The sequence below is a fragment of the Streptomyces sp. NPDC032472 genome (genome assembly GCF_040636955.1).
Classification (GTDB): Bacteria; Actinomycetota; Actinomycetes; order Streptomycetales; family Streptomycetaceae; genus Streptomyces.
Genome location: NZ_JBEZVK010000048.1, coordinates 1 through 26,610 on the forward strand (window position 1 = coordinate 1; position 26,610 = coordinate 26,610).

A 26,610-nucleotide genomic window follows, 5' to 3' on the forward strand; every position below is an offset into this window, starting at 1 on the left:
CGGGCGACCTTGTCCGGATCCGCCTTCACAGACCCCGGCTCCCAGGTCTCGGGCAGGAACAGCCGCCAGTTGACCGCCGCCGAGGCGTGATCCGAGGCCAGGTGCAGCGACACGCCCACCTGGCAGTTGGTGACCTTGCCCGCGGTGCCGGTGTACTGCCGCGACACACACGCCGAGGCATTGCCGTCCTTGAGGAACCCGGTGTCATCGAAGACCAGCACGGTGGGCCGGACCGCCCCTTCCATCCTCCAGGCCAGCCGGGCCCGCACATGCGCCGGATCCCACGGGCTGGTGGTGATGAAATGGGCCAGCGCCTGCCTGTTCCCCTCCTCACCCAGCCGGGCAGCCATCGGCTCGACCGACTTACGCTGCCCGTCGGTCAGCAGCCCCCGCAGATAGACCTGCCCCCACCGACGCTGATCCCTCCGCGCGAACGGCTCGAAAACCTCCGCCGCGAACGCCTCCAACTCGGCCCGCACACATGCAATTTCCTCCGGCGTCACACGTCTTCAACGACACACCGAACCCACAGGACACGCACCAACAACACCAACCTGACCAAGCCCTACTAGCCTCCGCGCCGACCCGGCTCAGCGCAGTACGGCGCGCTCGTCGACCCGCCGGGTGGGGGCGCCCAGGAAGAGCCCGGCGCCGACCGGCCCGTAGGCGACGTTGAACGTGTCGAGGCGGTACGTCCACAGGTCGCCGTGCGTGCCGGCAAAGCGGTGGTTGATCTGCCAGCGCAGCCACTCGCCCCGGGCGAGCCGGACCGCCGGCGGCCGCCGCCACCGCTTCGGCATACCGAAGGGCGTGACGGCCGGAAGGACGCGCAGGAACCCGTCCGACTCGTCCAGCAGCACGGCCGCGTCGAAACCGCCCGCAGCCTCGGGCAGTCCGCGGCGCGTCGCGGACCGCGGCCGGAAGCCGTCCCGCTCGTCCATCAGGACTTCGTGGACGAACGGGGGCGGGACGTCCGGGAGGGGAAAGGACACGGGTGCGGCGTTCCGGCGGGCCGCCTCGCGGCCGCCGCGCGACTGTTTCGTCCACGACGTGCGGACCCTCTGCACCACTGCTTCCATGCCGCCGATCATGCCGCGCCTGGCGATCGGGCTCCACGGGATTGCGGTGCGGCGGCGCCGGGGCCCCGTCCGCCGCGGCGGCTGTTCGGTTCCGTTCGGGCAGGACGTAGGCTTTCGGACGCGATAGCCGCTGGTTGCAGCCTGCGCGGCCTGCCCTTTTCTGCCGAGGAGAGCCCGATGAGCCTGTACGACATCCCGCTGACCACCCTGTCCGACGAGCCCACGAGCCTCGCCGCCCACAAGGGCAAGGTGATCCTGCTGGTGAACACCGCCTCGCAGTGCGGGCTCACCCCGCAGTACTCCGGGCTGGCCCGGCTGCAGTTCGCGTACGAGGCGAAGGGCTTCACCGTCATCGGTGTGCCGTGCAACCAGTTCGGCGAGCAGGAGCCCGGCACCGCCGAGGACATCCAGACGTTCTGCGCGGCCGGCTTCGGCGTCACCTTCCCGATGCTGGAGAAGTCCGAGGTCAACGGCGAGAACCGACACCCGCTCTACGGCGAGCTGGTCAAGACCCCGGACGCGGACGGCGAGGCCGGCGACATCCAGTGGAACTTCGAGAAGTTCCTGATCTCCCCCGCCGGCGAGGTCGTCGCCCGCTTCCGTCCGCGCACCGAGCCCGAGTCCCCCGAGGTCATCGCCGCGATCGAGGCGCTCCTCCCCGCCTGACGGACACCCCGTACGCCGGGGCGGGCCGACCGTGTGGTCAGCCCGCCCCCGGCGGCCGTGGCCGGCGGCTCAGCCCAGATCGGCCTCGTCGTACTCCGCCCCCGAGCCCGCCGCGGTCAGCTCCCGCAGCTCCACCCGGCGGATCTTCCCGGACACCGTCTTCGGCAGGTCCGCGAACTCGATCCGCCGGATCCGCTTGTACGGCGACAGCACCGCCCGGGAGTGCGCGAACAGCGCCCGGGCCGTCTCCGGCCCTGGCTCCCAGCCCGCCGCGAGCGCCACGTACGCCTTCGGCACCGCCAGCCGCAGCGGATCCGGCGCGGGCACGACCGCGGCCTCGGCGACGGCCTCGTGCTCCAGCAGCGCGCTCTCCAGCTCGAACGGGCTGATCTTGTAGTCCGAGGCCTTGAACACGTCGTCGGCCCGCCCCACGTACGTGAGGTAGCCGTCGGCGTCGCGCGAGGCGATGTCCCCGGTGCGGTACAGCCCGTCGGCCATCGCCTCGGCGGTGCGCTCCTCGTCGTCCCGGTAGCCGGTCATCACTCCGGCGGGCCGCGGACCGAGGTCCACGCACACCTCGCCCTCGTCCGCGGAGACCTTGCCCGTGACCGGGTCGAGCAGCACGATCTCGTACCCGGGCGCGGGCCGCCCCATGGAGCCCGGCTTCACCACGGCCCCGGGGAAGTTCCCGACCTGCAGGGTGGTCTCGGTCTGGCCGAAGCCGTCGCGGATGGTGACCCCCCAGGCCTCGCGCACCTTCTCGATGACCTCCGGGTTGAGCGGCTCGCCGGCGGCGACGCACTCGCGCGGCGGGGCCTGGAGCTTGGCCAGGTCGGACTGGATCAGCATCCGCCACACGGTGGGCGGGGCACAGAACGTGGTCACGCCGTGCCGGTCCATCTCGGCCATCAGCCGCTCCGCGTCGAAGCGGGTGTAGTTGTACACGAAGACGGTGGCCCCGGCGTTCCACGGCGCGAAGAGGTTGGACCAGGCGTGCTTGGCCCAGCCGGGCGAGGCGATGTTGAGGTGGACGTCGCCGGGGCGCAGCCCGAGCCAGTACATGGTGGAGAGGTGCCCGATGGGGTACGAGGCGTGCGTGTGCTCGACGAGCTTGGGGCGGGCGGTGGTGCCGGAGGTGAAGTACAGCATCAGCGGGTCGGTGGCGAGGGTCTCGCCGTCCGGGGTGAAGGCCGGGTCGGCCTCGTACAGGTCGGCGAGCCGCCGCCAGCCGGTGGGTACGTCGGCCCCGGCGGCGATCCGCGTATAGGTGCCGGGCACCTCGGCGAACTTGGCGGTGTCCTCGGTCCGGGCGATGACGTGCCGGACCCGGCCCCGTTCGACGCGGTCGCGCAGGTCGGCGGGGCCGAGCAGCGGCGTGGCGGGGATGACCACGGCCCGCAGCTTGATCGCGGCGAGCATCACCTCCCACAGCTCGCGCTGGTTGCCGAGCATCACCAGGATCCGGTCGCCGGCCGCGACGCCCTGGGCGCGCAGCCAGTTGGCGGCCGACCCCGACCGGGCGGCGAGTTCGGCGAAGGAGACGCCCTCGCTGCTGCCGTCCTCCTCGACGATGCGCAGCGCCTCGGCGGTGTGGGAGGAGCGGTCGGCAAGGCGGTCGAACCAGTCGAGCGCCCAGTTGAAGCGCTCGGGGCGGGGCCAGGTGAAGCCGGCGCGGGCGGCGTCGTAGTCCCGGCCGTGCGCGAGCAGGAAGTCGCGGGCGTCCAGGAAGCTGTCGGTGGCGCTGTTCTCCGTCATGGGAGGCATCGTGCCGTGCGCCCCGTACGCCCCACCAGAGCGGCGTCAGCCGCGGATTGACCCGAAGCGCACGGAACCCCCGCCTTCGGCTGCCATCCCGGCGATCAACCGCTCCCCCTCCTCAACAACGAGCTCCTTCACGGCGTCCGCAGCGTGCCCGAACAGCTGAACGGTGAGCACCCCCTCCTCCCCCAACCGCCACAGCCCACCGAGGAACCCGTCCACGAGGAGGGTGCAGTACGCCTGGTTCCCGGCCCAGGCCCGCCCCTTGAGCGCGGCCGGGACGACGCGGGTCCGGTCGGCGTGGGACAGCAGGAGGTTGTCGAACTCGGGCAGAAAGCGGGGCGGTGCCGGCGTGTCCGCGTCGGGCCGGGGCGCGTCGGGCAGATCGAACAGCTCGACGCCGTTCTCGTCGCGGAAGACGGCCAGCTGCGGCCGCAGCCGCTCGAAGGCCTCCCGCAGCCTGGTGAGCCCGGCCCAGACCTGCATGTCCTTCACCGAGGCCGGCCCGAACGCCCCGAGATACCGCAGCACGAGCCCATCCAGCCGCGCCTCCGGCGACTGCTCATCCCCGACATGCCCCTCCACAACATCCGGAACCCACGCCTCCAGGGTGGTCAACCGCACCTGCCCGCTGCACCCCCACACCCCGCGCGGCGTCACCTGCACGAGCGGCAGCAGGCAGCGCGCGGCGACGGACAGGGCCTGCGGTTCGGCGCCCGGCCACTCCCGGTGCAGCTCCGCGCGGATCTCGGCCATGGTGCGCGGCTCCGCCTCGACGAACGCGCGGGCCCGCGCGGCGAGCCGCTCAAGCTCCACCCCCACGAGCCCCTTGCGGAAGTGCCCGATCTCCCGGTCCCGGGCCCCCTGGACGAGCGACCGGAGGATGAACGCGTCACGGGCGGTGTGGGTGTGCAGGGTGGAGCGCATGGTGACCATCCGGACCACCCGGCGCGACTCCATCAGCCCGGCCAGCTCGGCGGGCCGAAACCCGGCGAGCCGCGCGTGCAGCTGGAAGTACGGCGGCTTCACGTTCTGCGCCTGCAGCCCGAGCAACTGCTCAACGGCATCCGAGGCGGCCATCTCGGCCCGGCTCAGCAGCAGCTGCCGAGCAAGCGTGGCACGGTTCAGTGCACGAACGCCGAGCACGGGATGCGTCGCCGTCGAGATCCTGGAAGTCCTGGAAGCCATGAAAACAACGTAACCCCACTCAAGGACGCCAACCGGTCCGCAATTGCCGCTCATTCACAGGGAACCCTCACCAAGCTCCGCGAACGGTACGGCGACGCCTCCTACGCCCTGGCCCTCCTCTTCGGCAAGGGCTCCTTCCTGGCCCGCCGTGGCAACGATCTCCAGAACCCGCCGGCGAGCCACCGCATCGGCACCCGCTTCCGCTCCCTGGAGGCGTGGCTCGCGGACGCCGTACCCGGCGACTACTACGCGGACTTCCGCAGCGCGGTCTCGTCCGCCGACGGCGCGCCCCGGCTGCACACCCCGCACTCGTGGCACGCTCGACCTGCTCCCACCTGCTGCCCCTGGCGGAAGACTGGGGCCCTTTCACGGCCAAAGGTGGTCGAGCGCGGCGTTCAGAGCCCCCGCCTCGTGGTCGGGTTCGATCCGGACCGCGCCATCGAGCGAGGCCACACCCGACTGACCTACGCCTGCTCCTTGTACACGGCTTCGACGTTGTTGCCGTCCGGGTCGTCAACGAACGCGCAATAGGCGCGGTACTCGGGCCAGAGCCGGGGTTCGTGCCGGGACGTGCCACCAGCGGCCAGGGCGGCCTCATAGAAGGTGTCTACCGAGGCTCGGTCGCGTGCGGTGAACGCGATGTGTGCGCCCCGGGTCACCGTGGCGTCGCCCGCGGGGTACAGACCGAAGGAAGGAGTGTCCAGCTCCTCTTCCCAGAACTCCGCTCCGCCGTCAGCCGCTTCCCCAACGACACCGAGGGGCTTGAGCGCGGCAGTGTAGAAGCGGGTGCTGGCCTCCAGGTCAGAGGCGATGAAGGTGACGTGGTGGATGAAGGGCCATCGTTGTGTCATGACCGCGCAGTCTACGAGTGCCGACGCCGAAGCCTGGCACCGGGCTTGATGCAGCACCGCGTACGTCGACGCTGGCGGCGGCAAGGCTCATACGCTGCGTCCCGATGACTTCTCGGGCTGAGCAGCGCGCCGATGGCGACGGGGTCCGGCGGCCAGGCCGCGGCAGGCGGTGCCGAGGGGCGGTGCCGACCGGGCGTCGGCGTTCCGGGACCGGTGTGGGGTGACGAAACGGTCTCGGCTCGGGGAAAACCGGCCCCCGGCCGCGGCCGAGGGACTTCCCTGTTCCAGGCGGCCGGAACACGCCGCTCCGTGCGCTCGGCCTGGGCTGCGTCCCTTATCCGGCGCGTGGTCTCTCTCAGAAGGGTGTCCCATGGCCGAGCCGACCACAGTGAGCCTGACCAAAGCCTCGCCGACGGTCTCGCTGGACAAGCACGGAGTGACCTCAGGGCTGATCAGAGTCAATCTGAACTGGACGTCCCCGCGGGCCGCTGCCGAGCGGGCAGCCGACGAGGCCCGTGGCCTGTTCGGCCGGATACGCGCGTCACTGCGAGCGGCCACGGCCAGGACCGTGGATCTCGACCTGGGCTGCATGATCCGGTGCACCGACGGCACCAAGACCGTGGTCCAGGCCTTGGGGAACGCGTTCGGTGCGGTGAACCGCTTCCCCTACGTCGCCCTGGACTCGGACGACCGGACCGGGGCCCATGCAGCGGGCGAGAACCTCGTCATCAACCTGGACCACCAGGCCGAGTTCCAGAAGCTGCTGCTCTTCGTCTACATCTACGACGGTTCCGGCGACTTCCGCGGCCTCGACGCAGTGGTGACCCTGACCTCCGACCGCGGCGACCGCTTTCAGGTCGACCTCGACGGCTGCCCACCCCAGGCGCACGCCTGCGCCATAGCCCTGATCAAGCGGCAGAAGGGCGAACTCGTGATCGGACGCGAGGTGCGGTGGTTCACGCCGCAGGACGGCCCCGGCATCCAGGATGTGATCTCCCGAGCGTACCGACTCGGCATGAAATGGACCCCGGGCACGAAGTAGGCCCCTCCCTGAGGAAGGCCTGCACCCAGTTCCCCGCGCACGGGTGGCCGCTGGAGGGCTCCTGGTTCGTCGTGACCGACTGGGACCCCAGCGCCACCGAGGTCTTCGGCCCCGCCCGCCGTGTGGGGGCGGGCGGGGCCGGTGGGGTTAGGGCTTCGGGAGGGTGCAGCCGGGGAGGGTCAGGTCGATCTTGTTGCCTGTCGTGATGCAGGGGACGATCGTGTAGGTCTCCTGGGCGTAGTTGATGCCCTGGCGGACCGTCACCGTGCCGTTCTCGTCGACCTCGCACGGGTTGTTGTCCGTGCAGCGGCCGCCGTCCTCGTTGCCCGTGTTGTTGACCGCGACGACCTTGCCGGTCGTCGTGTCGATCACCGGGGAGCCGGAGGTTCCGCCGATGGTGTTGCAGGACGAGGTGTAGCGGACCGAGTCCTTCCAGGTCCAGGCGCCCTCCTTGAGGCGGTACGCGAACCCGTCGATGTTGCAGCTGTAGGTCCGCTTCCAGTACCCGGAGACCACCTTGATCGCGGTGCCCTGCACCGGGTGGGCGTCGTTCAGGGTGAGGGCGCCGATGCCGTACTGGCTCTGGATCTGGGCGTACGTCTTGGTGAGCTGGTAGATCGAGATGTCCGTGTCGGTCATCGTTGCGTACGCCACCTTGCTCGCCCGCAGCGTGCCCGCCCGCGAGCCCGAGGCGGTGAGCAGCGTGAAGGAGCGGCTGGACGGCTGGTCCTTGATGACCTCGCCCGCGGCCGGGAAGCCCGTCTCCAGGCAGTGCCCGTTGGACAGGACGAGGGCGGGGTCGTTGGGTTGGGAGTTCGGCGTGCGCACGACGGAGCCGGAGCAGTTGCTGAGCGCGACCGTCCCCGCGAAGTTCACGGCGACGGGCGCGGCTGCGCGGTCCTGGGTGGTCGAGGCCGCGGCCGGGGCTGCCGCTGCTCCTAAGAGGAGCAGCGAGAGCATCGCGCCGACGAGAGGCTTGTTCATTGTGGGGGTTCCCCTCTGATGACGAGACGACGAGACGACCGAAGATCCTCCGGTTGTCATGTGCATTGTTGGTAGTCGGTTCGTCAACCCGCAAGGGGTGGAGGGGATTTGGTAACAGCGATCAGGTGAGCAGGCGCTGTCGGAGGCGGGCCGTGGTCTGTGCGGTGATGCCTACGGTCTCGGTGAGGTACGCGGACACCGAGCCGTGGCGTGCGGCCAGGTCGGCGAGGGTGAGGGCCAGGACCGTGGCCGGGGCGCGGCCGTACGAGGGCCAGCGCATGGTGCGTCCCGGGTTGGCGGCGTGCCAGTCGGCCAGCAGGCGCTGCGTGGCCAGCTCCGTGAGCGCGAAGTCGGCCAGGATCTGCTCCTCCGACACCTCCAGGAGGGACAGGACCAGGGCGGCGATGAGGCCGGTGCGGTCCTTGCCCGAGGTGCAGTGGAAGACCGCGGGCCCCGGACCGGCGGCGATGAGCTCGATGACCTGCCGGATCTCCTCGACCCCGTCCTCGGCCACCTCCGCGAAGCGGTCGGCGAGGTAGCGCCAGGGGTCGATCTCGGGGTCGATGGCGGCCTGGTCGTACGGGCGGTGCTCGATGCTCAGGTTGGCGTACGTGAACCGGCCGGGCTCGGGGACCCGGCCCCTGGCCTCGATCTCCCAGGGGTAGCGCAGGTCGATGACGGTGCGTATGCCGAGGCCGAGGAAGCGCTCCCAGTCCCCGCCCCCATCCCCGCCCCCACCCTGACCCTGGAGCTTGCCCAGGGAGTCGGCCCGGTAGAGCCGGCCCCAGGCGACCGTGCGCCCGTCGGCCGTGCGGTAGCCGCCCAGGTCACGGAAGTTGTGCAGGCGTTGGAAGGGTATGTGGCGCTCAGGGGACAACGGGGGCTCCTTTGTGGGATCTTGAGGTCCCAGGATGCCCGTTGCCGTCCCGCGGGTGTTCAGAGTTTTCTGGCGAGGGTCAGGCCGTCCGCGAACGGGAGCAGCACCGACTCGACCCGGGAGTCGGCGCGGACGTGGGCGTTGAACTCCCGGACGGCCAGGGCGTTGCCCTGCGCGTCGGGCCGGGCCGCCGCGCCGCCGTACAGGACGTTGTCGGCGAGAAGCAGCCCGCCGGGCCGCAGGCGCGGGACCAGCTCGTCCCAGTAGGTGCGGTAGCCGCCCTTGTCGGCGTCGAGGAAGGCCAGGTCGATCTCCGGCTCCGGCGGGAGCGCGCGCAGCGTCTGCGCCGCCGGGCCGATCCGCAGGTCGATGCGGTCGGCGACCCCGGCGGCCTGCCACGCCTCCCGGGCGATGGCGGTCCACTCCTCGGAGACGTCGCAGGTCAGCACCTGCCCGCCCGCCGCGAGCCCTTCGGCGAGGGCGAGCGTGGAGTAGCCGGTGAAGGTGCCGACCTCCACGATCCGGCGGGCGCCGGCGATCCTGGCGAGCAGGGTGAGGAAGCGGCCCTGCTCGTGCGGGACCTGCATCACCGCGGGTGAGCCGAGCGCGCGGGTGCGGGCGATCAGCTGCTCCTGGACGGGCGTCGGCGGCGCGGTCTGGGCGAGGACGTACGCGTACACCTCGGGGGTGATCTCCACCGTCTTCATGCCCGGTCAACGACCCGGCCCGCGCGCGGAAACGGTACGGCGGCAGCCGCCCTGAACCCGGTGTCAGGCCGCCACCGGGTTCAGGGCGGCGTACGCGAGCGGCGCCGACGGGTCGACCGTCACCTCGATCGGGGCGGGCTCGGCGCCCGAGCGGACCAGCAGGTCGCCGATGGCGGCGATCATCGCCCCGTTGTCGGTGCACAGCGTCATCGGCGGCACCCGCAGCGCGATCCCCGCCGAGGCGCAGCGCCGCTGCGCGAGGTCGCGCACCCGGGAGTTGGCGGCGACGCCGCCGACCACCACGAGCGTCCTCGCCCCGTACTCCCGGCAGGCGGCGACCGCCTTGCGGGTCAGCACGTCGGCGACGGCCTCCTGGAGCGAGGCGGCGCCGTCGGCGACGGGCAGCGCCTCGCCGCGCCGCCGGTGCTCCTCCGCCCAGCGGGCGGCCGCCGTCTTCAGCCCCGAGAAGGAGAAGGCGTACGCATCCTGGCCGCCTGCGGCCCGCAGCGGGCGCGGGAAGGCGACCGCCGCCGGGTCGCCCCCGCGGGCGGCCCGGTCGATGGCGGGGCCGCCCGGGTACGGCAGGCCGAAGACCCGGGCCACCTTGTCGAAGCACTCCCCCGCCGCGTCGTCCAGGGTGTCCCCGAGGTGCAGGATCGGCTCGCGCACGAGGTCCCGTACGAGCAGCAGGGAGGTGTGCCCGCCGGAGACGATCAGCACCACGCACGGGTCGGGCAGCGGCCCGTGCTCCAGGGTGTCGGCCGCGACGTGGCCGGCCAGGTGGTGCACCCCGTACAGCGGCACGCCCAGGGCGTACGCGAGGGTCTTGGCCCCGGCCAGTCCGACCTGGAGTGCGCCGGAGAGGCCGGGGCCGGTGGTGACGGCGACCGCGTCGAGGTCGCCGGGGCGCAGGCCGGCCTCGTCCAGGGCCTGGCGGACGACGGGGTTGAAGGCGTGCAGGTGGGCGCGGGCCGCGATCTCCGGGACGACGCCGCCGAAGCGGGCGTGCTCGTCCATGCTCGACGCGACGACGTGCGCGAGGAGGCGTCCGCCCTGCACAATGCCGGCTCCGGTCTCGTCACAGGACGACTCGATTCCGAGGACCACCGGAAGCCGACGCCGTGTCACACCGCACCACACCCAAACCCTTATTGCGAACTGTTCGCAATAAGGTTACTGACCCCGGGGCACCACCGTCGCCAGCACCGAGGGCAGCGGGTACCAGTCCGCGGAGGCGATGGAGGCGTGGTTGCGGGCCATCAACCGGAGGCGGTCCAGGGCCTGGACCTCGGTCGGGTGGACGCCGTCGATGGCCGGCGCCACGTTGTGGGCGTCGGTGGCGAGCAGCAGGTAGTGGTTGCGGTCGTACCAGGAGGTGTCGATCGCGCCGGACGCGTACGCGCTCGCGTCGCCGTCGAAGACCACGAACCAGGGGCGCAGCGAGGCGTCGGCGTAGCGGGCGCGCGGGTCGCCGGCCTCGGCGCGGTGCACGGCCGGGAAGGCGGCCGCCTGGGAGAGCCGGCCCGCGGCCGCGAGGGAGCGCAGGTGGGTGGCGTACTCCCGGTCGGTCCACAGGGTGTCGTTGCTGTTGCCCTCCTCCAGCGTGCCGGGGATCAGCTCGACGAGGAACTTCCCGGCCATGGCGGCCCGGCTCGGCCAGGCGCCGGCGCGGGCGGCGGTGTCCAGGTCGGGGTGGCCGGAGGCGAGCTGGCCGGGGCGGTAGAGGGCGTCGCCGAGCTTGGCGGCCAGGAGGGAGTCGAGTTCGGCGGGGCCGCGCCCGAGGTTGGCGGCGAAGCCGTCCTTGAGCTCGAGCTTCAGGACGATCGGCCGGTGGCCGGGGTGGGCGTCGTGCCAGCTGCGGATGTCGGAGAGGCAGCCGGCCAGGTTCTGGTTGCGGGACTTGGTGCGCAGCTGGGCGGGGCTGGTGGCGTTCTCGCAGTTGCTGTCGTTGCCGAAGGGGTTGTCGTGGGAGACCCGCCAGGAGCTGCCGAAGAAGTTGGTCCAGACGTCGAGCTCCAGCATCGCCGCGCCCGAGTCGAGGGCGTCCGCGAAGTAGGTGTACTTGGCCTTGTCGTACGCGTTGTGCACGCCGACGCCGGTCGATCCCGCGTACGGGAGGTCCCCCTGCGCCGCCGCGGCCGCAGCGCCCGCCGGGGCGGCCGCGCCCAGCAGGAGCGCCAGGGCGGAGCACCCGGCCGCCGCCGCACTCGCCATCCGAACCCGCATCCGCATCCGCATTTCCATGCTCCGGCTCCTTCGTCCCGCTGGGCCTACTGGTCGGTCACTCGCCAAACCCGGTGGAGACTAGGGCAGTTGGGTGGCGCAGGGAAGGAGTGCGGATGACGGTCCGGAGGCTGTGAGGACGGCCACATTCCGTGGCGGAACTCCCGGCCCGGGGACCCCGTAGAACAGGGCGTCGAGCAAGTCAGCGGGCGGGAGTGCCACATGTCGAGCAAGGGCCCCAGGGGCCACGGGCGGTCCATCGGGGTCCGGGTGGCCCTCGGCCTGTGCTGCGCGGCGCTCGCCGGCGGCGCCGTCCTGCTCTGGGAGTTCGGCGGCATCCTGGAGAACCACGCGGACGGCGATCCCGGCGCCGGCAGCTACGTCCAGGACCCGCAGGCCGCCGACCGCGCCGCCGAGGCCCTGCTCGACGGGGTCGTCCGAGAGGTCCCGGCCGCGCCGGGGCAGCGGGCGCAAGGCGGGCAAGACGGACAGACCGCGCAGGCCGGGCAGGCCGGGAACGCCGCCGCCGACTGGCGGTCCGGCGGTTGGCGGCCCTCGGAGCCGCTGGCGGCGGAGACCATCGCCGCGGAACCGGCCGTCGGGGCGCTGTTCTCGCCCGGCGAGGACGGGGACGGCGACCACCACTGCTCGGGCGTGGTCGTGCACTCACCCGGCGGGGATCTCGTCGCCACCGCCGCGCACTGCGTCTACCGGGGCGCCCTGGGCTTCCGCACCAACCTGGTCTTCGTCCCCGGCTACCGCGACGGCGAGGCACCGTACGGGGTCTGGGTGCCCACCCGGATCGACGTGGACCCGAGCTGGAGCGAGGACCAGGACCCCGACCACGACGTGGCGTTCCTGCGGCTGCGCCGCCCCGGCCGGCCCGGCGAGCGGCTGGAGGTCACCACGGGCGCCGAGACGATCCGGTTCCGGCCGCAGCTGCCGGCCCCCGCCCGGGTCGTGGGCTACCCGGGCGGGGCGGAGGAGCCGGTGGACTGCTACAACACCGCCCGCGCCGACGGGCCCACGCAATTGCGGCTGGATTGCGCGGACGTTCCCGACGGCACGAGCGGCGGTCCGGTGCTGACCGACGCCCACACCCTGATCGGCGTGGTCGGCGGCCGGGACGGGGGCGGCGACGAGACCACCTCGTTCAGCAGCTGGTTCGACGACGACATCCGGAAGCTGTACCAGCGTGCCGTCACCGGGCGTACCTCTGCGGATCCGGGCCGCCGCTAGCCCCCGGGCGGGCCGTGGTGGGCGGGGTACGCGGCGGCCGAAGGGTTCGACGGCAGCCGCCACTTCGACAGCACCCGGATCACCGTGCCCGGGCTGAGCAGGATGTTCGGCGAGGCCGACAGCGACAGCACGCCGAAGAACGGGCGGGAGATCGCCGGATCGGCGTTGGCCCCGACGATCACCCGCTCCATGTACCGCTGGAGGACCTTCGTCGCCCGGTCCGGCGGCGGCCCCTCGGTCTCGGAGTAGCGCATGTCCTCGCTGGTGGCGATCTGCCAGGCAGCGTCGGCCGAGGCGGCGGTGCGGCGTTGGATCCGCCGCGCGGCGCCCGCGATCTCCCGTGGGGCGAGCCCGCGGATCGACTCGGCCAGGGCCTCGGCGGCGAGGGCCGCGACGCTCATCCCGTGCCCGTACACGGGGTTGAACCGGCACGCGGCGTCGCCGAGGACCACGAACCCGGCCGGCCAGCGGTCGAGCCGCTCGTAGTGGCGCCGCTCGTTGGAGGTGGCGCGGAAGCCGGTCGGCGAGGACAGCGGTTTGGCGTCGCGCAGGGCGTCGTACAGCGCCGGACTGCGCAGGCTGCGCGCGAAGTCGAGGAACTCCTCCTCCCCGGTCGGCGGGGCGTGCTCGCCGTTGCCGATCAAGGTCGCGAGCCAGCGGCCGTCGCCCAGCGGCACCAGCACCCCGCCGCGGGGGCTGTCGGGGCGGCCCTGTACGTACATGCCGTGCCAGCGGCGCCCGGGGTCCGGCGGGAGGTCGTAGTAGCGGCTGGAGTAGCCGAGGTGGGAGTCGTAGCGGGTGGTCGCCGGTGCCGGGAGGCCGAGCGCCGTCAGCCAGGCGGGGGCCCGGGAGCCGCGGCCGGTGGCGTCGACCACGAACCGGGCGGACAGCGGGCCGCCTTCGCGCAGGGCGACCCCGGTCACGGTGCGGCTCTCCCCGGTGGCGACGAGCCCGGTCGCCGGGGAGCCCGAGCGGATCCGGATGCGGTCGTCGCGCAGCACCTCCCGGCGCAGCGTCCAGTCGAGGAGCTCCCGGTGCGCCACCAGGATCCGGGCCCCGGGCACCTGGTGGAACCAGTCGGCGGAGCTGAGCCACAGGAAGTCCCGCGGGGACTCCATCAGGGCGGCTCCGGCGGCGAGCAGTTCGCGGGTGATGCCGGGCAGCAGCGCCTCCATCACCTCCAGGCCCCGCGACCACAGCACGTGCACGTGCCGGGACTGCAGGACGCCGCGCCGGAAGGCCGGCCCGGTGTCGGGGAGTTCGTCCCGCTCCACCACGGTCACCCGGGCGAAGCGCTGGGCGAGGACCCGCGCCGCGAGCAGCCCGGCGAGGCCGGCGCCGAGCACCACGGCGTGGTCGTCGGCGTCTGGGTGGTTGTCCGTCTCGTCGTCCATGGCAGCGAGTGTCCCGTGCCAGTGGTCCTGGGTTCAGGTCCCACCCGGGGCGCCCCGGCGCACCACGGGGGCGGACGGGCTCACGGCACAGGCGCCCGTGGTTCCGGCGGCGGTTTTCGGCCACTTACCCCTGGCCGGGCGGCTTCGGCTCCGCCAGGCTGGCTTTGCCCGGCCCTGGCGTCTGGTTTTGCCGGCTCCGGCGTCCAACCTGGCCTCGGCGGGCCCACACCTCGCTTTTGCGGCCGAGGGTCGGCAGAATCCAGCCTCGCCGGCGTTTGAGGCGCGGGGGTCGGGGCGGAGCCCAAAGAAACCCGGCTCCGCCGGGCACCGGGCTCTGCCCCGACCCTCCCCCAGACTTCGTCCGGGGGGACCCCCACTCAAACGCCGGCGGGGCTGAAATTTGCCCGACCCCGCCTGCGTAAGGCGCCTGCGAGGCTGGAATTGCCGGTCAGGGGGTCAGCGGTGCGTATGCGACGCCCGTCAGTTTTTCGGAGGTGGTCCACAGGCGGCGGGCAGAGGTGTCGTTCAGGGTCCACTTCGCCCGCCAGGAGCGGACGGGGGCCCCGCGCCAGCCCAGCCGCGGCCCGTAGAAGGCGTCGGGCCGCACCCCGGGCGCGGTCGCCGCGTACAGGACCGGCAGCGCGCCCGCGGCGGCGGACTGGGCGACGAGCGCGTTGCCGAGCTCCAGCAGCCGGACCGCGGGCCGGCGTCGGCCCTCCTGTCGCGCGGCCCCGGCGTGCAGGTTGGTGGCGGCGTAGCCGGGGTGCGCGCTCGCCGCGACCACGGTGGAGCCGGCGGCGCCGAGCCGCCGGGCCAGCTCGTGCGTGAACAGGAGGTTGGCGGTCTTGGAGCGCCCGTACGCGATCCACCGCCGGTACTCCCGCTCGCTGCCGAGGTCGTCGTGGTCGACGTCGCCGAGGGCGTGGAAGCCGCTGGAGACGGTCACGATCCGGGCCCCGGGCGCGGCGGCCAGCAGCTGCGGCAGGAGCAGACCGGTCAGCGCGAAGTGGCCGAGGTGGTTGACGCCGAACTGGGTCTCGAACCCGTCCGCGGTGCGCCCGTACGGCAGGGCCATCACGCCCGCGTTGTTGACCAGCAGGTCCAGCGCGGGGCGGCGCCGGGCGAAGCCCTGCGCGAACTCCCCTACGGAGCCCAGGTCGGCCAGGTCCAGCGGGGCGAACTCCACCTCGGCGGCGGGGACCTCGGCCCGCAGCCGGATCGCGGCGGCGTGGCCGCGCGCCGCGCTGCGGCAGGCCAGGACCACCTCCGCACCGCGGCGGGCGAGCTCCCGGGCGGTCGCGTAGCCGATCCCGCTGTTGGCGCCGGTCACGACGGCGGTGCGGCCGCTCTGGTCGGGGATGTCCTGGGCACTCCAGCCGGGCATATCAGCTCCCTCACAACCTCAACAACAGTGGGTTACCGAGGGTAGCCCCCGGCTGGGCGGGGGCGGAACCGGGACCGGTCCGACCGACCAGTAGGCTGCGGGTCCACCCGCTTCCGGCGGCCCCACCGCCGTCCGCCCCGCTCCCCCGTCCCGAAGTACCGAGGTATTCGCGCCGTGAGCTCCGCACCGCCGCCCCCCATCCCCGTGACGGTCGTCGGCCTCGGCGCCGACGGCTGGGCCGGGCTCACCTCGGCCGCGCGCGCCGCCCTGGCCTCGGCCGAGGTGCTGATCGGCGGACCGCGCCAGTTGGACCTGCTGCCCGCCGCGGAGTGCGGCGGACTGCGCGTGCCGTGGCCGAGCCCGCTGCGCCCGGCGGTGCCGCGGCTGACGGCCGAGCACGCCGGCCGCCGGATCGCCGTGCTGGCCAGCGGGGACCCCATGTTCTACGGGATCGGCCGCGCCCTGTCCGAGGAACTCGGCCCGCAGGCCCTGCTGGTCCACCCGCACCCCTCGTCGGTGTCGTACGCCTGCGCCCGCCTGGGCTGGCCGGTGGAGGACACCGAGGTGGTCACGGTGGTCGGCCGCCCCGTGGCCCGGGTCGCGGCGGCCCTGCACGAGGGGCGCCGGGTGCTGGTGCTCAGCGCGGGCGCGGCCTCCCCCGGCGAGATCGCCGCCCTGCTGCGCGAGCGCGGCTTCGGCCCGAGCCGGATGCGGGTGCTGGAGCAGCTCGGCTCCGAGCGCGAGGACGCGTACGAGGGCACCGCCGACACCTGGGAACACCCGCCCGGCGACCCGCTGAACGTGGTGGCCGTCGACTGCCGCCGCGACCCGGCCGCCGCCGTCCCGCGGCTCGGCGCCACCCCGGGACTGCCGGACGCCGCGTACGAGCACAACGGCCAGCTGACGAAGCGCCACGTACGGGCCGCGACCCTGTGCGCCCTCGCCCCGGCCCCCGGCGAGCTGCTGTGGGACATCGGCGGCGGCTCCGGCTCCATCGGCATCGAGTGGATGCGGACCCACCCCTCCTGCAGGGCCGTCTCCGTCGAGCGCGTACCGGACCGGGCCGAGCGCATCACCCGCAACGCGGCCGCGCTCGGCGTGCCCGGGCTGCGCGTGGTGACCGGCGCGGCCCCCGCGGCGCTGGCCGGACTCCCGGCCCCCGACGCGGTGTTCATCGGCGGCGGGCTGACCGTGCCGGGCGTGCTGGAGGCGGCCTGGGAGGCGCTGGCCCCCGGCGGCCGGCTGGTCGTCAACGCGGTGACGCTGGAGTCGGAGGCGGTCCTCACCGAGCACTACCGGCGCCACGGCGGCGAACTGGTCAAGCTGGCCGTCGCGCACGCCGTGCCCGTCGGCGGTTTCACGGGCTGGCGGCAGGCGATGCCGGTGACCCAGTGGTCCGTCACCAAGCCCCGGCCGCCGCAGCCGGACACCCCCGCGGCCACGGACCACCACGCCACCGCCACCGCGGGCACCACCGCCACCGCCGGAACCACCGCCGCCGTCGACATCGACATCGACACCGCGAACGAGAAGGATCAGTAGACATGACCGTGTACTTCATCGGTGCGGGCCCCGGCGCCGCCGACCTGATCACGGTGCGCGGGGCCCGGACGCTGGCCGCCGCCCCCGTCTGCCTGTACGCGGGCAGCCTCGTGCCGCGCGAGCTGCTCGCGGAGTGCCCGCCGGACGCCCGCCTGGTCGACACCTCGCAGCTGAACCTCGACGAGATCATCGCCGAGTGCGTACGGGCCCACGAGGCGGGCCAGGACGTGGCGCGGCTGCATTCGGGCGACCCGTCCATCTTCAGCGCGGTGGCCGAGCAGATGCGGCGCCTGGATGCGGCCGGCATCCCGTACGAGGTGGTCCCGGGCGTGCCGGCGTTCGCCGCGGCGGCGGCCTCGCTGAAGCGGGAGCTGACCGTCCCCACCGTCGGCCAGACCGTGATCCTGACCCGGATCGCCCAGCAGGCCACGCCGATGCCGCCCGGCGAGGACCTGGCCACGCTCGGCCGCAGCGGCGCGCTGCTGGTGCTGCACCTGGCCACGCGCTACGTGGACCGGGTCGTCGACGAACTGCTGCCGCACTACGGGGCCGACTGCCCGGTGGCGGTGGTGGCGATGGCCAGCCGCCCCGACGAGCTGATCCTGCGCGGCACGCTGGCCGACATCGCCGGCCAGGTGAAGGGGGCGGGGCTGGTCCGCACGGCGGTCATCGTGGTGGGCCGCACGCTCGGCGCGGAGCAGTTCCGCGACAGCCACCTGTACTCGCCGGAACGCGACCGGCATGTCTGCTGAGCCGGCTTCCGGAGCGCGGCCGGCCGGTGGGCCGCTGCCGCACGTCCTGATCCTGGGCGGCACCACGGAGGCCCGCCGCCTCGCGGAGGCCCTGGCCGCGGGTCCCGACGGCGGCGCTCCGGGCCCCGGCTGCGGCCCGTACCGGGTGACCACCTCGCTCGCCGGGCGCGTGGCCTCCCCGGTGCTGCCGCCGGGCGAGACCCGGATCGGCGGCTTCGGCGGGCCGGAGGGGCTCGCGGCCTGGATCTCCGCCCACGGGGCCACCCACCTGGTCGACGCCACGCACCCCTTCGCGGAGCGGATGAGCTTCAACGCCGCCCGGGCGGCCGCGCTGTCGGGGGTGCCGCTGCTGGCGCTGCGCCGGCCCGGCTGGGCACCCGGCCCCGGGGACGACTGGACCTTCGCGGCCGACCTCGAAGGGGCGGCGGCGCGGCTGCCCGGGCTCGGCCGCCGGGTCTTCCTGACCACCGGGCGCATGGGACTGCACGCCTTCGCGCACCTGGCCGAGCCCTGGTTCCTGGTCCGCTCCGTGGACCCGCCGGCCGTTCCCGTGCCGCCGCGCCTGGAAGTCCTGCTGGCCCGCGGCCCGTTCACCCTCGACGACGAGCGGGAGCTGCTGGCCCGGCACCGGATCGACCTGCTGGTCACCAAGGACAGCGGCGGCTCGGCCACCGCCCCGAAGCTGACCGCGGCCCGCGAGGCCGGCATCCCGGTCCTGGTCGTGAGCCGCCCGCCGGTCCCGGCCGGGATCCCGCTGGCAGAGTCCGTCCCGGCCGCCCTGGACTGGCTCGCCCAGGAGTCCGTCCGGAGCGGCCCGGGACCGCAGGCGCCGAGGGGCTGAAGGACCGGCCCCTCGGCGCCGCTTGCCGCCCGTACTACCCGTAACGCCGCGGCGTCCAGGTGATGCGGGTGCCGTCGCCGCGTTCGGTGATCTGCGTCTGCGAGGAGCCGATCAGCAGGATCGTGCGCATGTCCACCTCGGACGGCTCCAGCGTGGCCAGCGTCAGCACGCGCACCGACTGCTCCGGGCCGCCGACGTCGCGGGCCACCACCACCGGGGTGTCCGCGCCGCGCAGTTCCAGCAGCAGGTCGCGGGCCTGCGCCACCTGCCAGGTCCGGCTGCGGGAGCCGGGGTTGTACAGGGCGAGCACCAGGTCCGCGGCGGAGGCCGCGCGCAGGCGGTCGGCTATGACCTCCCACGGCTTGAGGCGGTCCGACAGCGAGATCGTCGCGTAGTCGTGGCCCAGCGGGGCGCCGGCCGCGGCGGCCGCCGCGTTCGCCGCCGTCACGCCCGGCAGGACCCGTACCGGGACGTCCTTGTACGCGTCCTGCCCGGCCACCTCCAGCACGGCCGTCGCCATGGCGAAGACGCCCGGGTCGCCGCCGGAGACGACCGCGACGCGCTTGCCGCGCCGGGCGAGGTCGAGGGCGAACTCGGCCCGCTCCGACTCGACCTTGTTGTCCGAGCCGTGCCGGACCTGGCCCGGCCGGACCGGGACCCGGTCCAGGTAGGTGGTGTAGCCGACGAGGACCTCGGCGTCGGCCAGCGCCCGCTTGGTCTCCGGGGTCAGCCACAACGGGCCGGCCGGGCCGGTGCCGACGACCGCCACCTCGCCGGGCCCGGCCGGCTTGGCGCCCGGGTTGCCGATGCGGCTCGGGACGACCGCCACCGAGAAGTACGGCACCGATTCGGGGTCGACGTCGGCCAGCCGGCCGGTGCGCTCGCCGGCCATGGTCGCGCGTTCGACGTAACGGGCCTCCGCCAGCCGCCCGGAGGACTCCATGGCCCGCCGTACGGCCGGGAAGGTGCGGCCGAGCTTCATCACGACCGCCGAGTCGGTGGCGGCGAGACGGGCGGTGAGCTCCTCCTCGGGCAGGGTGCCCGGCAGGATGGTCAGCACCTCCTCGCCCTCCACCAGCGGGGTGCCCAGGCGCGCGGCGGCCGCGCTGACCGAGGTGACGCCGGGGACGACCTCGGCCTCGTAGCGGTCGGCGAGCCGCTTGTGCATGTGCATGTACGAGCCGTAGAAGAGCGGGTCGCCCTCGGCGAGCACGGCGACGGTGCGGCCGGCGTCCAGGTGGGCGGCCAGGCGGGCGGCCGAGGCCTCGTAGAACTCCTCCATCGCACCCTGGTAGCCGCCGGGGTGGTCGGTGGTCTCGGTGGTGACCGGGTAGACCAGCGGCTCCTCGATGTGGTCGGCGCGCAGGTGCTTCGCGGCGATCGAGCGGGCGATGGAACGGCCGTGGCGGGCGCTGTGGTACGCGACGACATCGGCCTCGGCGATCACCTCGACGGCCCGCAGGGTCATCAGGGACGGGTCGCCCGGGCCGAGTCCGACCCCGTAGAGGCGGCCCTTGGCCGGTGCAGAAACGTCAGTGAGGCCGGTAGTGGTGCTGGTGCTCATTCTTCCTCGCTCGCGATCGCGTTGAGGGCGGCGGCAGCGATGGCGCTGCCGCCGCGGCGGCCGCGCACGATCAGGTGGTCGAGGCCGGAGGGGTGGGCGGCGAGCGCGTCCTTGGACTCGGCGGCGCCGATGAAGCCGACGGGGACGCCGATGACGGCGGCCGGGCGCGGAGCGCCCTCCTCGATCATCTCCAGCAGCCGGAACAGCGCCGTCGGCGCATTGCCGACGGCGATGACGGAGCCCTCCAGCAGGCCGCGGTCGCGCCAGACCTCGAGGGCGGCGGCGCTGCGGGTGGTGCCCATGCGCTGCGCGAGCGCGGGGACGGCCGGGTCGGAGAGGGTGCAGACCACCTCGTTGTCGGCGGGCAGCCGCTTGCGGGTGACGCCGCTGGCGACCATCTGCACGTCGCAGAGGATGGGTGCGCCGGCGTGCAGGGCGGCGCGGGCGTTCAGGACGACGTCCGGGGTGTAGCCCAGGTCCTGGGGCAGGTCGGTCATTCCGCAGGCGTGAATCATGCGCACCGCGACCTGTGCGACGGAGGCGGGCAGCCCGGAGAGGTCCGCCTCGGCGCGGATCGTGGCAAAGGACTGGCGGTAGATCGCGGCGCCGTCCTTCTCGTACTCGAACACGGTGTACTCGCTCATTTCTTCACTGCGTCGGGGGTGGTGTGGTGGTGCGTGGACGTCGTGCGGCCGTGAGGGCGGCCGCCAGGTCGGCGTGCGGGACGGGCTGCGCGTCGAGCTCGTACCCGTCGGGGGTGGCGACGATGTCCACCCAGGCGGTGCCGCGGGGATGCCCGCAGCGGCGCGCGCAGCCGGACCAGTGCACGGGCAGGGCGTCGGCCGCATGCCCGGCCTGCCCGGCCTGCCCGGCCTGCTGCACGACGGCACGCGCGTCGGCTCGTACGTCGGCCAGGGCCTTGGCGCAACCGGGTCGGCCCGTACAGGCGGTGACGGACCGCCAGGGGCTGTCAGGGCCGACGACCAGGCCCGCGGCCTCGATGCGCGCGTAGCCGTTGACGGGCCTACGGGTGCTCGCGCGCGGCAGGATGATGCTGCGCCACGGGGTGACGCGCAGCTCGCCGTTGCCGCGGTCGGCGACCTGGACCAGGACCCGCCACTGGTCGGTGCTCAGCCGGCCGAGCGGGGGCAGGACGCACAGGGGGGTCTGGTTGCCGACGCCGCCGGGCCCCCAGGGCTCGGGCGGCGGCGCGTACGGCCACTCCACCGCGGGCACACGGGTCGCGTCGATCCCGGCGGCGGCCAGCCGCTGCACGAACTCGGCGGAGTCGGTGGCGTGTCCGGCGGGCAGCTCGGCGACCCGCCAGGCCCGGGTCCCGGCGGCGTCGGCGGCGTCGAGGAAGTACTCGGCGGCCAGCAGCGCCGCCTGCGGCACGTCGGAGTCGCCGAGTTCGACGGCATCGCCGGCCGCGCCGAGGCGCACCAGCGCGCGGCCGTCGGTGCGGGCGAGGACGGTCACGTCGGGGTCGAGGGCGGCGACGTCGCCGCACCCCTCGTCGAGGGCGAACAGGAACCGCCCGGACAGGGCCGTCGCGCGGGTACTGGCGCAGAGCAGCCGGTCCAGTTCGCGGACCCAGTGCACGACGCGGTCCGTGCCCATGGGGCTGGCCACGATGTTGCGCACGCGCTCGTGGCTCGGCGCGGGCAGCAGTCCGGCGCCGTCCAGCAGCCGTGCGAGCCCGGCGCCGCAGTCGTCGGCGAGGCCGCGCAGCTGGACGTTGCCGCGCGAGGTGAGTTCCAGGTGGCCGTCGCCGAACCGGTCGGCGGCGAGGCCGAGGGTTGAGGCCTGGCGGGTGGTCAGCAGCCCGCCGGGGATCCGGACGCGCGCCAGGTGGCCGTCGTCGGCGGCGTGCAGCCGTAGCGCGCCGGGGCAGGCGTCGCCGCGGTCGCGTATGACGGGTTCGTCCCGCGATGCGGCGGAAGGTGGCTGGGGCGGCATGGCCGCGAGCATACCCACGATTGACCGCCCCCGACCTGTGTCCGTCGCCACCCCGACCAGCCAATCCCCACCTCCGCCTTCGAAGCCGGGGTCGGCCATTTCAGCCCCGCCGACTGTCGAAGCGGGCGTGAGCCACTTCAGCCCCGCTGCTGTCGAAGCGGGGGGTGGGCCATTCCAGCCCCGCTGCTGTCGAAGCGGGAGGTGGGCCATTCCAGCCCCGCTGCTGTCGAAGCCGGGGGCGGGCCATTCCAGCCCCGCTGCTGTCGAAGCCGGGGGCGGGCCATTCCAGCCCCCATCCGGGGTGGGCCATCTCAGCCTTGCTGGCTTTCGAAGCCGGGGGTCGGCAATTGCAGCCCCCGCCGGCGATTGAGGCGCGGGGTTTGGGGCAGCGCCCCAAGAAACCCGGCTCCGCCGGGCACCGGGCTCCGCCCAAACCCCGCGCCTCAACGCCGTCGGGGCTGAATGTGCCGGACCCCCGTCCAAAGCCCGGGGGGAGCGAAGTAGCGCCCGCCCGAACACGTTCGCAGCCGAGCACCGGTCGCTTCCGGCCCCGCCTCCCCCTTCGAAGCCAGGGTCGGCCGATTCAGCCCCGCCGGCGAGGGTGGCGCGGGGTCTGGGGCGGGGTCTCAGGGAACACGGCCCGCGCCCGCGGAGCATCCGCGCGCCCCCACCCCACCTCCCGGCCAGGGAAAAGGCCACCTAAGATGACCCCCGGCGTGCCACTCGGCCCGCTCATCGCCGAGGACGGCGACATGGGAGGAAGCCCGGTGCGAATCCGGCGCGGTCCCGCCACTGTGAGCCCGGCAGAGCGATCCGCCGGGTGAGTCAGGAACTCCCGCCGTCCTCACTGCCCGGGGCGCGGAAACCCCGAGGAAGGCCTGCCGCCGCATGATCCTGCTGCTGTCGACGTCCGACACCGATCTGCTCAGCGCCCGCGCCGCCGCAAACGGCCCCGTACCGTACCGGTTCGCGAACCCCTCCCGCCTTCCCCTCGACGACCTCCCGGCCCTCCTCGACGGCGTCGACCTCGTCGTCGTCCGCCTCCTCGGCGGCCTGCGCGCCTGGCAGGACGGCCTGGACCTCCTCCTGGCGCCCGAGCAGACCCGCCCGGTGGTCGTACTGACCGGCGAACAGGCCCCCGACGCCCAGCTGATGGAGGCCTCCACCGTCCCGATCGGCATCGCGGCCGAGGCGCACGCCTACCTCGCGCACGGCGGCCCGGCCAACCTGGACCACCTGGCCCGGTTCCTGTCCGACACGGTGCTGCTCACCGGCCACGGCTTCGAGCCGCCCGCCGCCGCGCCGACCTGGGGCACCCTGGAGCGCCCGGCCGCGGACGCACCCGCCGGCGCCCCCCGCCCCCGCATCGCGGTGCTCTACTACCGCGCCCACCAGATGAGCGGCAACACCGCCTTCGTACACGCCCTGTGCGATGCGATCGAGACGGCCGGCGCCGTGCCCATGCCGCTGTACGTGTCCTCGCTGCGCACCCCGGAGCCGGAGCTGCTGCGCGAACTGGAGGCGGCGGACGCGGTGGTGACCACCGTGCTCGCGGCGGGCGGCACCCGCCCCGCGACCGCCTCCGCGGGCGGCGACGACGAGTCCTGGGACGCGGGCGCGCTCGCCGCGCTCGGCGTGCCGGTGCTGCAGGCCCTGTGCCTGACCGGCTCGCGCAGCGCGTGGGAGGAGAACGACGAGGGCCTGTCCCCGCTGGACGCGGCCACGCAGGTCGCCGTGCCCGAGTTCGACGGCCGCCTGATCACCGTCCCGTTCTCCTTCAAGGAGTTCGACGAGGACGGCCTGCCCGCGTACGTGGCCGACCCCGAGCGGGCCGCCCGCGTCGCCGGGATCGCCGTCCGCCACGCCCGGCTGCGGCACATCGCCCGCGGCGACAAGAAGCTCGCCCTGGTGCTCTCCGCGTACCCGACCAAGCACTCCCGCATCGGCAACGCGGTCGGCCTGGACACCCCGGCCAGCGCCGTCGAGCTGCTGCGCACCCTCATCGACGCCGGCTACGACTTCGGGCCCGCCGAGGAGATCCCGGGCCTGGTCTCGGGCGACGGCGACGAGCTGATCCGCGCCCTGATCGAGGCCGGCGGCCACGACCAGGACTGGCTGACCGAGGAGCAGCTCGCCCGCAACCCGGTCCGCATCCCCGCCGCCGACTACAAGCGCTGGTACGCCGAACTCCCGGCAGAGCTGCGCGAGCAGGTCGAGGAGCACTGGGGCGAGGCCCCCGGCAACATGTTCGTGGACCGCTCGGCCAACCCCGAGGGCGACATCGTGCTGGCGGCCCTGCGCCGCGGGAACCTGCTCATCCTCATCCAGCCGCCGCGCGGCTTCGGCGAGAACCCGATCGCGATCTACCACGACCCGGACCTGCCGCCGTCGCACCACTACCTGGCCGCGTACCGGTGGATCCAGGCGGCGTCCGAGGACGGCGGCTTCGGCGCCGACGCGATGATCCACCTGGGCAAGCACGGCAACCTGGAGTGGCTGCCCGGCAAGAACGCGGGCCTGTCCGCGGCCTGCGCGCCCGATGCCGCGCTCGGCGACCTGCCCCTGGTCTACCCGTTCCTGGTCAACGACCCGGGCGAGGGCACCCAGGCCAAGCGCCGCGTCCACGCCACGCTGGTCGACCACCTGGTGCCGCCGATGGCGCGCGCGGAGTCGTACGGCGACATCGCGCGCCTGGAGCAGCACCTCGACGAGTACGCGCAGATCTCCGCGATGGACCCGGCGAAGCTGCCGGCGATCCGCGCGCAGATCTGGACCCTGATCCAGGCCGCGAAGCTCGACCACGACCTGGGTCTGGAGGAGCGCCCGGACGACGACGGCTTCGACGACTTCCTGCTGCACGTCGACGGCTGGCTGTGCGAGGTCAAGGACGCCCAGATCCGCGACGGCCTGCACGTGCTGGGCGGCGCCCCGACCGGCGAGGCCCGCGTCAACCTGGTGCTGGCGATCCTGCGCGCCCGCCAGATCTGGGGCGGTACGACGGCGCTGCCCGGCCTGCGCGAGGCGCTCGGCCTGGACGAGTCCGCGGCCACCCGTACCTCCGCCGACGAGGCGGAGGACACGGCGCGGGCACTGGTGCAGGCGATGGAGGACGCCGGCTGGGACCCGGCCGCGGTGGCGTCCGTCGCCGCCGGACACCCGGCGGACGTGGCGGCCGTACTGGACTTCGCGGCCCGTGAGGTCGTGCCGCGCCTGGCGGGCACGACGGACGAGATCGCGCACGTCGTGGACGCCCTGGACGGGAAGTTCGTCCCGGCGGGCCCCTCCGGCTCCCCGCTGCGCGGGCTGGTCAACGTGCTGCCGACGGGCCGCAACTTCTACTCGGTGGACCCCAAGGCCGTTCCCTCGCGCCTGGCGTGGGAGACCGGGCAGGCGCTGGCGGACTCGCTGCTGACCCGCTACCGCACCGACAACGGCGAGTGGCCGGCGTCGGTGGGCCTGTCGCTGTGGGGCACGAGCGCGATGCGCACCGCGGGCGACGACGTCGCCGAAGCCCTGGCCCTGCTGGGCGTCCGCCCGGTGTGGGACGAGGCCTCGCGCCGCGTCACGGGCCTGGAGCCGATCCCGCTGGACGAGCTGGGCCGCCCGCGCATCGACGTCACCCTGCGCATCTCGGGCTTCTTCCGGGACGCCTTCCCGCACGTGATCGGCCTGCTGGACGACGCGGTGCGGCTGGTGGCCGGGCTGGACGAGCCGGCGGAGCAGAACTTCGTCCGGGCCCACGCCCAGGCGGACCTGGCCGAGCACGGCGACGAGCGGCGCGCGACGACCCGTATCTTCGGCTCGCGCCCGGGCACGTACGGTGCCGGCATCCTGCAGCTGATCGACTCCCGCGACTGGCGCACCGACGCCGACCTCGCGGAGGTCTACACGGTGTGGGGCGGGTACGCGTACGGCCGCGGGCTGGAGGGCCGTCCGGCCCGGGCCGAGATGGAGTCGGCGTACAAGCGGATCACGGTCGCGGCGAAGAACACCGACACCCGCGAGCACGACATCGCCGACTCGGACGACTACTTCCAGTACCACGGCGGCATGGTGGCGACGGTGCGCGCACTGCGGGGCACGGCCCCGGAGGCGTACATCGGCGACTCCACCCGCCCGGAGACGGTCAAGACCCGCACGCTGGTGGAGGAGACCAGCCGCGTCTTCCGCGCGCGCGTGGTCAACCCGAAGTGGATCGAGGCGATGCGCCGCCACGGTTACAAGGGCGCCTTCGAGCTGGCGGCGACCGTGGACTACCTGTTCGGCTACGACGCCACGACGGGCGTGGTGGCGGACTGGATGTACGACAAGCTGACCGAGACGTACGTCCTGGACCCGGAGAACCGCGCCTTCCTGGAGGAGGCCAACCCCTGGGCCCTGCACGGCATCGCCGAGCGGCTGCTGGAGGCGGAGTCCCGCGGCATGTGGGAGAAGCCGGACCCGCAGGTCCTGGAAGCCCTGCGCCAGGTCTACCTGGACACCGAGGGCAACCTGGAGGCCGACGGGGACTGACCCGTCCGTCACCTGATGCGGTGAACTCTCCTCCGTAGCGGGAGGTCC

The 26,610-nt window shown here is 73.8% G+C and carries 22 protein-coding genes and 1 riboswitch; of the genes, 7 read left to right on the forward strand and 15 right to left on the reverse strand.

The window, feature by feature from the left end; all coding sequences use genetic code 11:
• Together AB0F11_RS27190 and AB0F11_RS27195 are read right to left on the reverse strand one after the other, a co-directional pair.
• The coding region (locus AB0F11_RS27190) for a transposase (protein WP_362178866.1) at positions 1-503 on the reverse strand (503 nt) is incomplete at its 3' end.
• A gap of 87 nt (positions 504-590) precedes the next feature.
• Positions 591-1,079 (reverse strand): hypothetical protein, encoded by a 489-nt coding sequence (locus AB0F11_RS27195; RefSeq protein WP_362178869.1) that lies wholly within the window; start codon positions 1,077-1,079, stop codon positions 591-593.
• Positions 1,080-1,256: 177 nt separating this feature from the next.
• Here AB0F11_RS27195 and AB0F11_RS27200 point away from each other — a divergent pair, with 177 nt between their 5' ends.
• Positions 1,257-1,745, forward strand: coding sequence for a glutathione peroxidase (locus AB0F11_RS27200; protein ID WP_362178871.1), 489 nt, complete (start codon positions 1,257-1,259; stop codon positions 1,743-1,745).
• Between the two features lie 69 nt (positions 1,746-1,814).
• On the opposite strand, the gene AB0F11_RS27205 is transcribed toward AB0F11_RS27200, so the two are convergent.
• From AB0F11_RS27205 to AB0F11_RS27215, 3 genes are all read right to left on the reverse strand, one after another.
• Entirely contained in the window at positions 1,815-3,500 is a 1,686-nt protein-coding gene (locus AB0F11_RS27205; protein WP_362178874.1) for an AMP-binding protein, read from the reverse strand.
• Positions 3,501-3,545: 45 nt separating this feature from the next.
• Positions 3,546-4,691, reverse strand: a complete 1,146-nt coding sequence (locus tag AB0F11_RS27210; RefSeq protein ID WP_362178877.1) for a winged helix DNA-binding domain-containing protein — start codon at positions 4,689-4,691, stop codon at positions 3,546-3,548.
• Positions 4,692-5,155: 464 nt separating this feature from the next.
• Complete coding sequence (locus AB0F11_RS27215) at positions 5,156-5,542, reverse strand: VOC family protein (RefSeq protein WP_362178879.1); 387 nt, start codon at positions 5,540-5,542, stop codon at positions 5,156-5,158.
• Between the two features lie 370 nt (positions 5,543-5,912).
• Here AB0F11_RS27215 and AB0F11_RS27220 point away from each other — a divergent pair, with 370 nt between their 5' ends.
• Complete coding sequence (locus AB0F11_RS27220) at positions 5,913-6,584, forward strand: hypothetical protein (RefSeq protein WP_362178882.1); 672 nt, start codon at positions 5,913-5,915, stop codon at positions 6,582-6,584.
• A 147-nt stretch (positions 6,585-6,731) separates the two neighbouring features.
• On the opposite strand, the gene AB0F11_RS27225 is transcribed toward AB0F11_RS27220, so the two are convergent.
• The 5 genes from AB0F11_RS27225 to AB0F11_RS27245 form a co-directional block, all read right to left on the reverse strand.
• The gene (locus AB0F11_RS27225) at positions 6,732-7,568 is read right to left on the reverse strand and encodes a serine protease (RefSeq protein ID WP_362178884.1); all 837 of its coding nucleotides are present in this window, start codon (positions 7,566-7,568) and stop codon (positions 6,732-6,734) included.
• Between the two features lie 121 nt (positions 7,569-7,689).
• Positions 7,690-8,445: a tyrosine-protein phosphatase gene (locus AB0F11_RS27230; protein ID WP_362178886.1), complete on the reverse strand. Its 756-nt coding sequence runs from the start codon at positions 8,443-8,445 to the stop codon at positions 7,690-7,692.
• 59 nt (positions 8,446-8,504) lie between these two features.
• Positions 8,505-9,152 carry an O-methyltransferase gene (locus AB0F11_RS27235; protein WP_362178889.1) on the reverse strand — a complete coding sequence of 216 codons (648 nt, stop codon included), beginning with the start codon at positions 9,150-9,152 and terminating at the stop codon, positions 8,505-8,507.
• Between the two features lie 63 nt (positions 9,153-9,215).
• Positions 9,216-10,259, reverse strand: coding sequence for a tRNA (adenosine(37)-N6)-threonylcarbamoyltransferase complex transferase subunit TsaD (tsaD, locus tag AB0F11_RS27240; RefSeq protein ID WP_362178892.1), 1,044 nt, complete (start codon positions 10,257-10,259; stop codon positions 9,216-9,218).
• A gap of 66 nt (positions 10,260-10,325) precedes the next feature.
• Positions 10,326-11,396, reverse strand: a complete 1,071-nt coding sequence (locus tag AB0F11_RS27245) for a phosphatidylinositol-specific phospholipase C domain-containing protein (RefSeq protein ID WP_362178895.1) — start codon at positions 11,394-11,396, stop codon at positions 10,326-10,328.
• A 201-nt stretch (positions 11,397-11,597) separates the two neighbouring features.
• Here AB0F11_RS27245 and AB0F11_RS27250 point away from each other — a divergent pair, with 201 nt between their 5' ends.
• On the forward strand, positions 11,598-12,614 hold the full coding sequence (locus tag AB0F11_RS27250; RefSeq protein ID WP_362178898.1) for a serine protease: 1,017 nt from the start codon (positions 11,598-11,600) through the stop codon (positions 12,612-12,614).
• Here AB0F11_RS27250 and AB0F11_RS27255 read toward each other — a convergent pair.
• Both AB0F11_RS27255 and AB0F11_RS27260 read right to left on the reverse strand, forming a co-directional pair.
• Positions 12,611-14,008, reverse strand: coding sequence for an FAD-dependent monooxygenase (locus tag AB0F11_RS27255; RefSeq protein WP_362178901.1), 1,398 nt, complete (start codon positions 14,006-14,008; stop codon positions 12,611-12,613). The genes AB0F11_RS27250 and AB0F11_RS27255 overlap by 4 nt on opposite strands.
• 448 nt (positions 14,009-14,456) lie before the next feature.
• Entirely contained in the window at positions 14,457-15,392 is a 936-nt protein-coding gene (locus tag AB0F11_RS27260; RefSeq protein ID WP_362178904.1) for an oxidoreductase, read from the reverse strand.
• A gap of 174 nt (positions 15,393-15,566) precedes the next feature.
• Here AB0F11_RS27260 and cbiE point away from each other — a divergent pair, with 174 nt between their 5' ends.
• From cbiE to AB0F11_RS27275, 3 genes are read left to right on the forward strand one after another with little or no spacing between them, the layout of a single operon-like run.
• Positions 15,567-16,934 carry a precorrin-6y C5,15-methyltransferase (decarboxylating) subunit CbiE gene (gene cbiE / locus AB0F11_RS27265; RefSeq protein ID WP_362178906.1) on the forward strand — a complete coding sequence of 456 codons (1,368 nt, stop codon included), beginning with the start codon at positions 15,567-15,569 and terminating at the stop codon, positions 16,932-16,934.
• A gap of 2 nt (positions 16,935-16,936) precedes the next feature.
• Positions 16,937-17,686 (forward strand): precorrin-4 C(11)-methyltransferase, encoded by a 750-nt coding sequence (cobM, locus tag AB0F11_RS27270; RefSeq protein ID WP_362178908.1) that lies wholly within the window; start codon positions 16,937-16,939, stop codon positions 17,684-17,686.
• The gene (locus AB0F11_RS27275) at positions 17,676-18,527 is read left to right on the forward strand and encodes a cobalt-precorrin-6A reductase (protein ID WP_362178910.1); all 852 of its coding nucleotides are present in this window, start codon (positions 17,676-17,678) and stop codon (positions 18,525-18,527) included. The genes cobM and AB0F11_RS27275 overlap by 11 nt, the downstream gene beginning before the upstream one ends.
• Positions 18,528-18,561: 34 nt before the next feature.
• On the opposite strand, the gene AB0F11_RS27280 is transcribed toward AB0F11_RS27275, so the two are convergent.
• Genes AB0F11_RS27280 through AB0F11_RS27290 form a run of 3 tightly spaced genes read right to left on the reverse strand, consistent with a single transcriptional unit; the run spans position 18,562 to position 22,050 of the window.
• Positions 18,562-20,091, reverse strand: coding sequence for a precorrin-2 C(20)-methyltransferase (locus tag AB0F11_RS27280; protein WP_362178912.1), 1,530 nt, complete (start codon positions 20,089-20,091; stop codon positions 18,562-18,564).
• A complete protein-coding gene (locus tag AB0F11_RS27285) occupies positions 20,088-20,720 on the reverse strand; it encodes a precorrin-8X methylmutase (protein ID WP_362178965.1) in 633 nt (210 codons plus the stop codon). Before AB0F11_RS27285 ends, AB0F11_RS27280 begins: the two co-directional genes overlap by 4 nt.
• A gap of 19 nt (positions 20,721-20,739) precedes the next feature.
• The gene (locus tag AB0F11_RS27290) at positions 20,740-22,050 is read right to left on the reverse strand and encodes a cobalamin biosynthesis protein CobG (RefSeq protein ID WP_362178915.1); all 1,311 of its coding nucleotides are present in this window, start codon (positions 22,048-22,050) and stop codon (positions 20,740-20,742) included.
• 756 nt (positions 22,051-22,806) lie between these two features.
• Positions 22,807-22,885, forward strand: a riboswitch (cobalamin riboswitch).
• A 53-nt stretch (positions 22,886-22,938) separates the two neighbouring features.
• On the opposite strand from AB0F11_RS27290, the gene cobN reads away from it, so the two are divergent.
• Positions 22,939-26,562, forward strand: a complete 3,624-nt coding sequence (gene cobN / locus AB0F11_RS27295; protein WP_362178918.1) for a cobaltochelatase subunit CobN — start codon at positions 22,939-22,941, stop codon at positions 26,560-26,562.
• Positions 26,563-26,610 lie beyond the last annotated feature (48 nt).

Coding starts and splice junctions, on each gene's coding strand:
- AB0F11_RS27195 (WP_362178869.1), bottom strand. CDS start 1,079: ATGGAAGCAGTGGTGCAGAGGGTCCGCACGTCGTGGACGAAACAGTCG.
- AB0F11_RS27200 (WP_362178871.1), top strand. CDS start 1,257: ATGAGCCTGTACGACATCCCGCTGACCACCCTGTCCGACGAGCCCACG.
- AB0F11_RS27205 (WP_362178874.1), bottom strand. CDS start 3,500: ATGACGGAGAACAGCGCCACCGACAGCTTCCTGGACGCCCGCGACTTC.
- AB0F11_RS27210 (WP_362178877.1), bottom strand. CDS start 4,691: ATGGCTTCCAGGACTTCCAGGATCTCGACGGCGACGCATCCCGTGCTC.
- AB0F11_RS27215 (WP_362178879.1), bottom strand. CDS start 5,542: ATGACACAACGATGGCCCTTCATCCACCACGTCACCTTCATCGCCTCT.
- AB0F11_RS27220 (WP_362178882.1), top strand. CDS start 5,913: ATGGCCGAGCCGACCACAGTGAGCCTGACCAAAGCCTCGCCGACGGTC.
- AB0F11_RS27225 (WP_362178884.1), bottom strand. CDS start 7,568: ATGAACAAGCCTCTCGTCGGCGCGATGCTCTCGCTGCTCCTCTTAGGA.
- AB0F11_RS27235 (WP_362178889.1), bottom strand. CDS start 9,152: ATGAAGACGGTGGAGATCACCCCCGAGGTGTACGCGTACGTCCTCGCC.
- AB0F11_RS27245 (WP_362178895.1), bottom strand. CDS start 11,396: ATGGAAATGCGGATGCGGATGCGGGTTCGGATGGCGAGTGCGGCGGCG.
- AB0F11_RS27250 (WP_362178898.1), top strand. CDS start 11,598: ATGTCGAGCAAGGGCCCCAGGGGCCACGGGCGGTCCATCGGGGTCCGG.
- AB0F11_RS27255 (WP_362178901.1), bottom strand. CDS start 14,008: ATGGACGACGAGACGGACAACCACCCAGACGCCGACGACCACGCCGTG.
- AB0F11_RS27260 (WP_362178904.1), bottom strand. CDS start 15,392: ATGCCCGGCTGGAGTGCCCAGGACATCCCCGACCAGAGCGGCCGCACC.
- cobM (WP_362178908.1), top strand. CDS start 16,937: ATGACCGTGTACTTCATCGGTGCGGGCCCCGGCGCCGCCGACCTGATC.
- AB0F11_RS27275 (WP_362178910.1), top strand. CDS start 17,676: ATGTCTGCTGAGCCGGCTTCCGGAGCGCGGCCGGCCGGTGGGCCGCTG.
- AB0F11_RS27280 (WP_362178912.1), bottom strand. CDS start 20,091: ATGAGCACCAGCACCACTACCGGCCTCACTGACGTTTCTGCACCGGCC.
- AB0F11_RS27290 (WP_362178915.1), bottom strand. CDS start 22,050: ATGCCGCCCCAGCCACCTTCCGCCGCATCGCGGGACGAACCCGTCATA.
- cobN (WP_362178918.1), top strand. CDS start 22,939: ATGATCCTGCTGCTGTCGACGTCCGACACCGATCTGCTCAGCGCCCGC.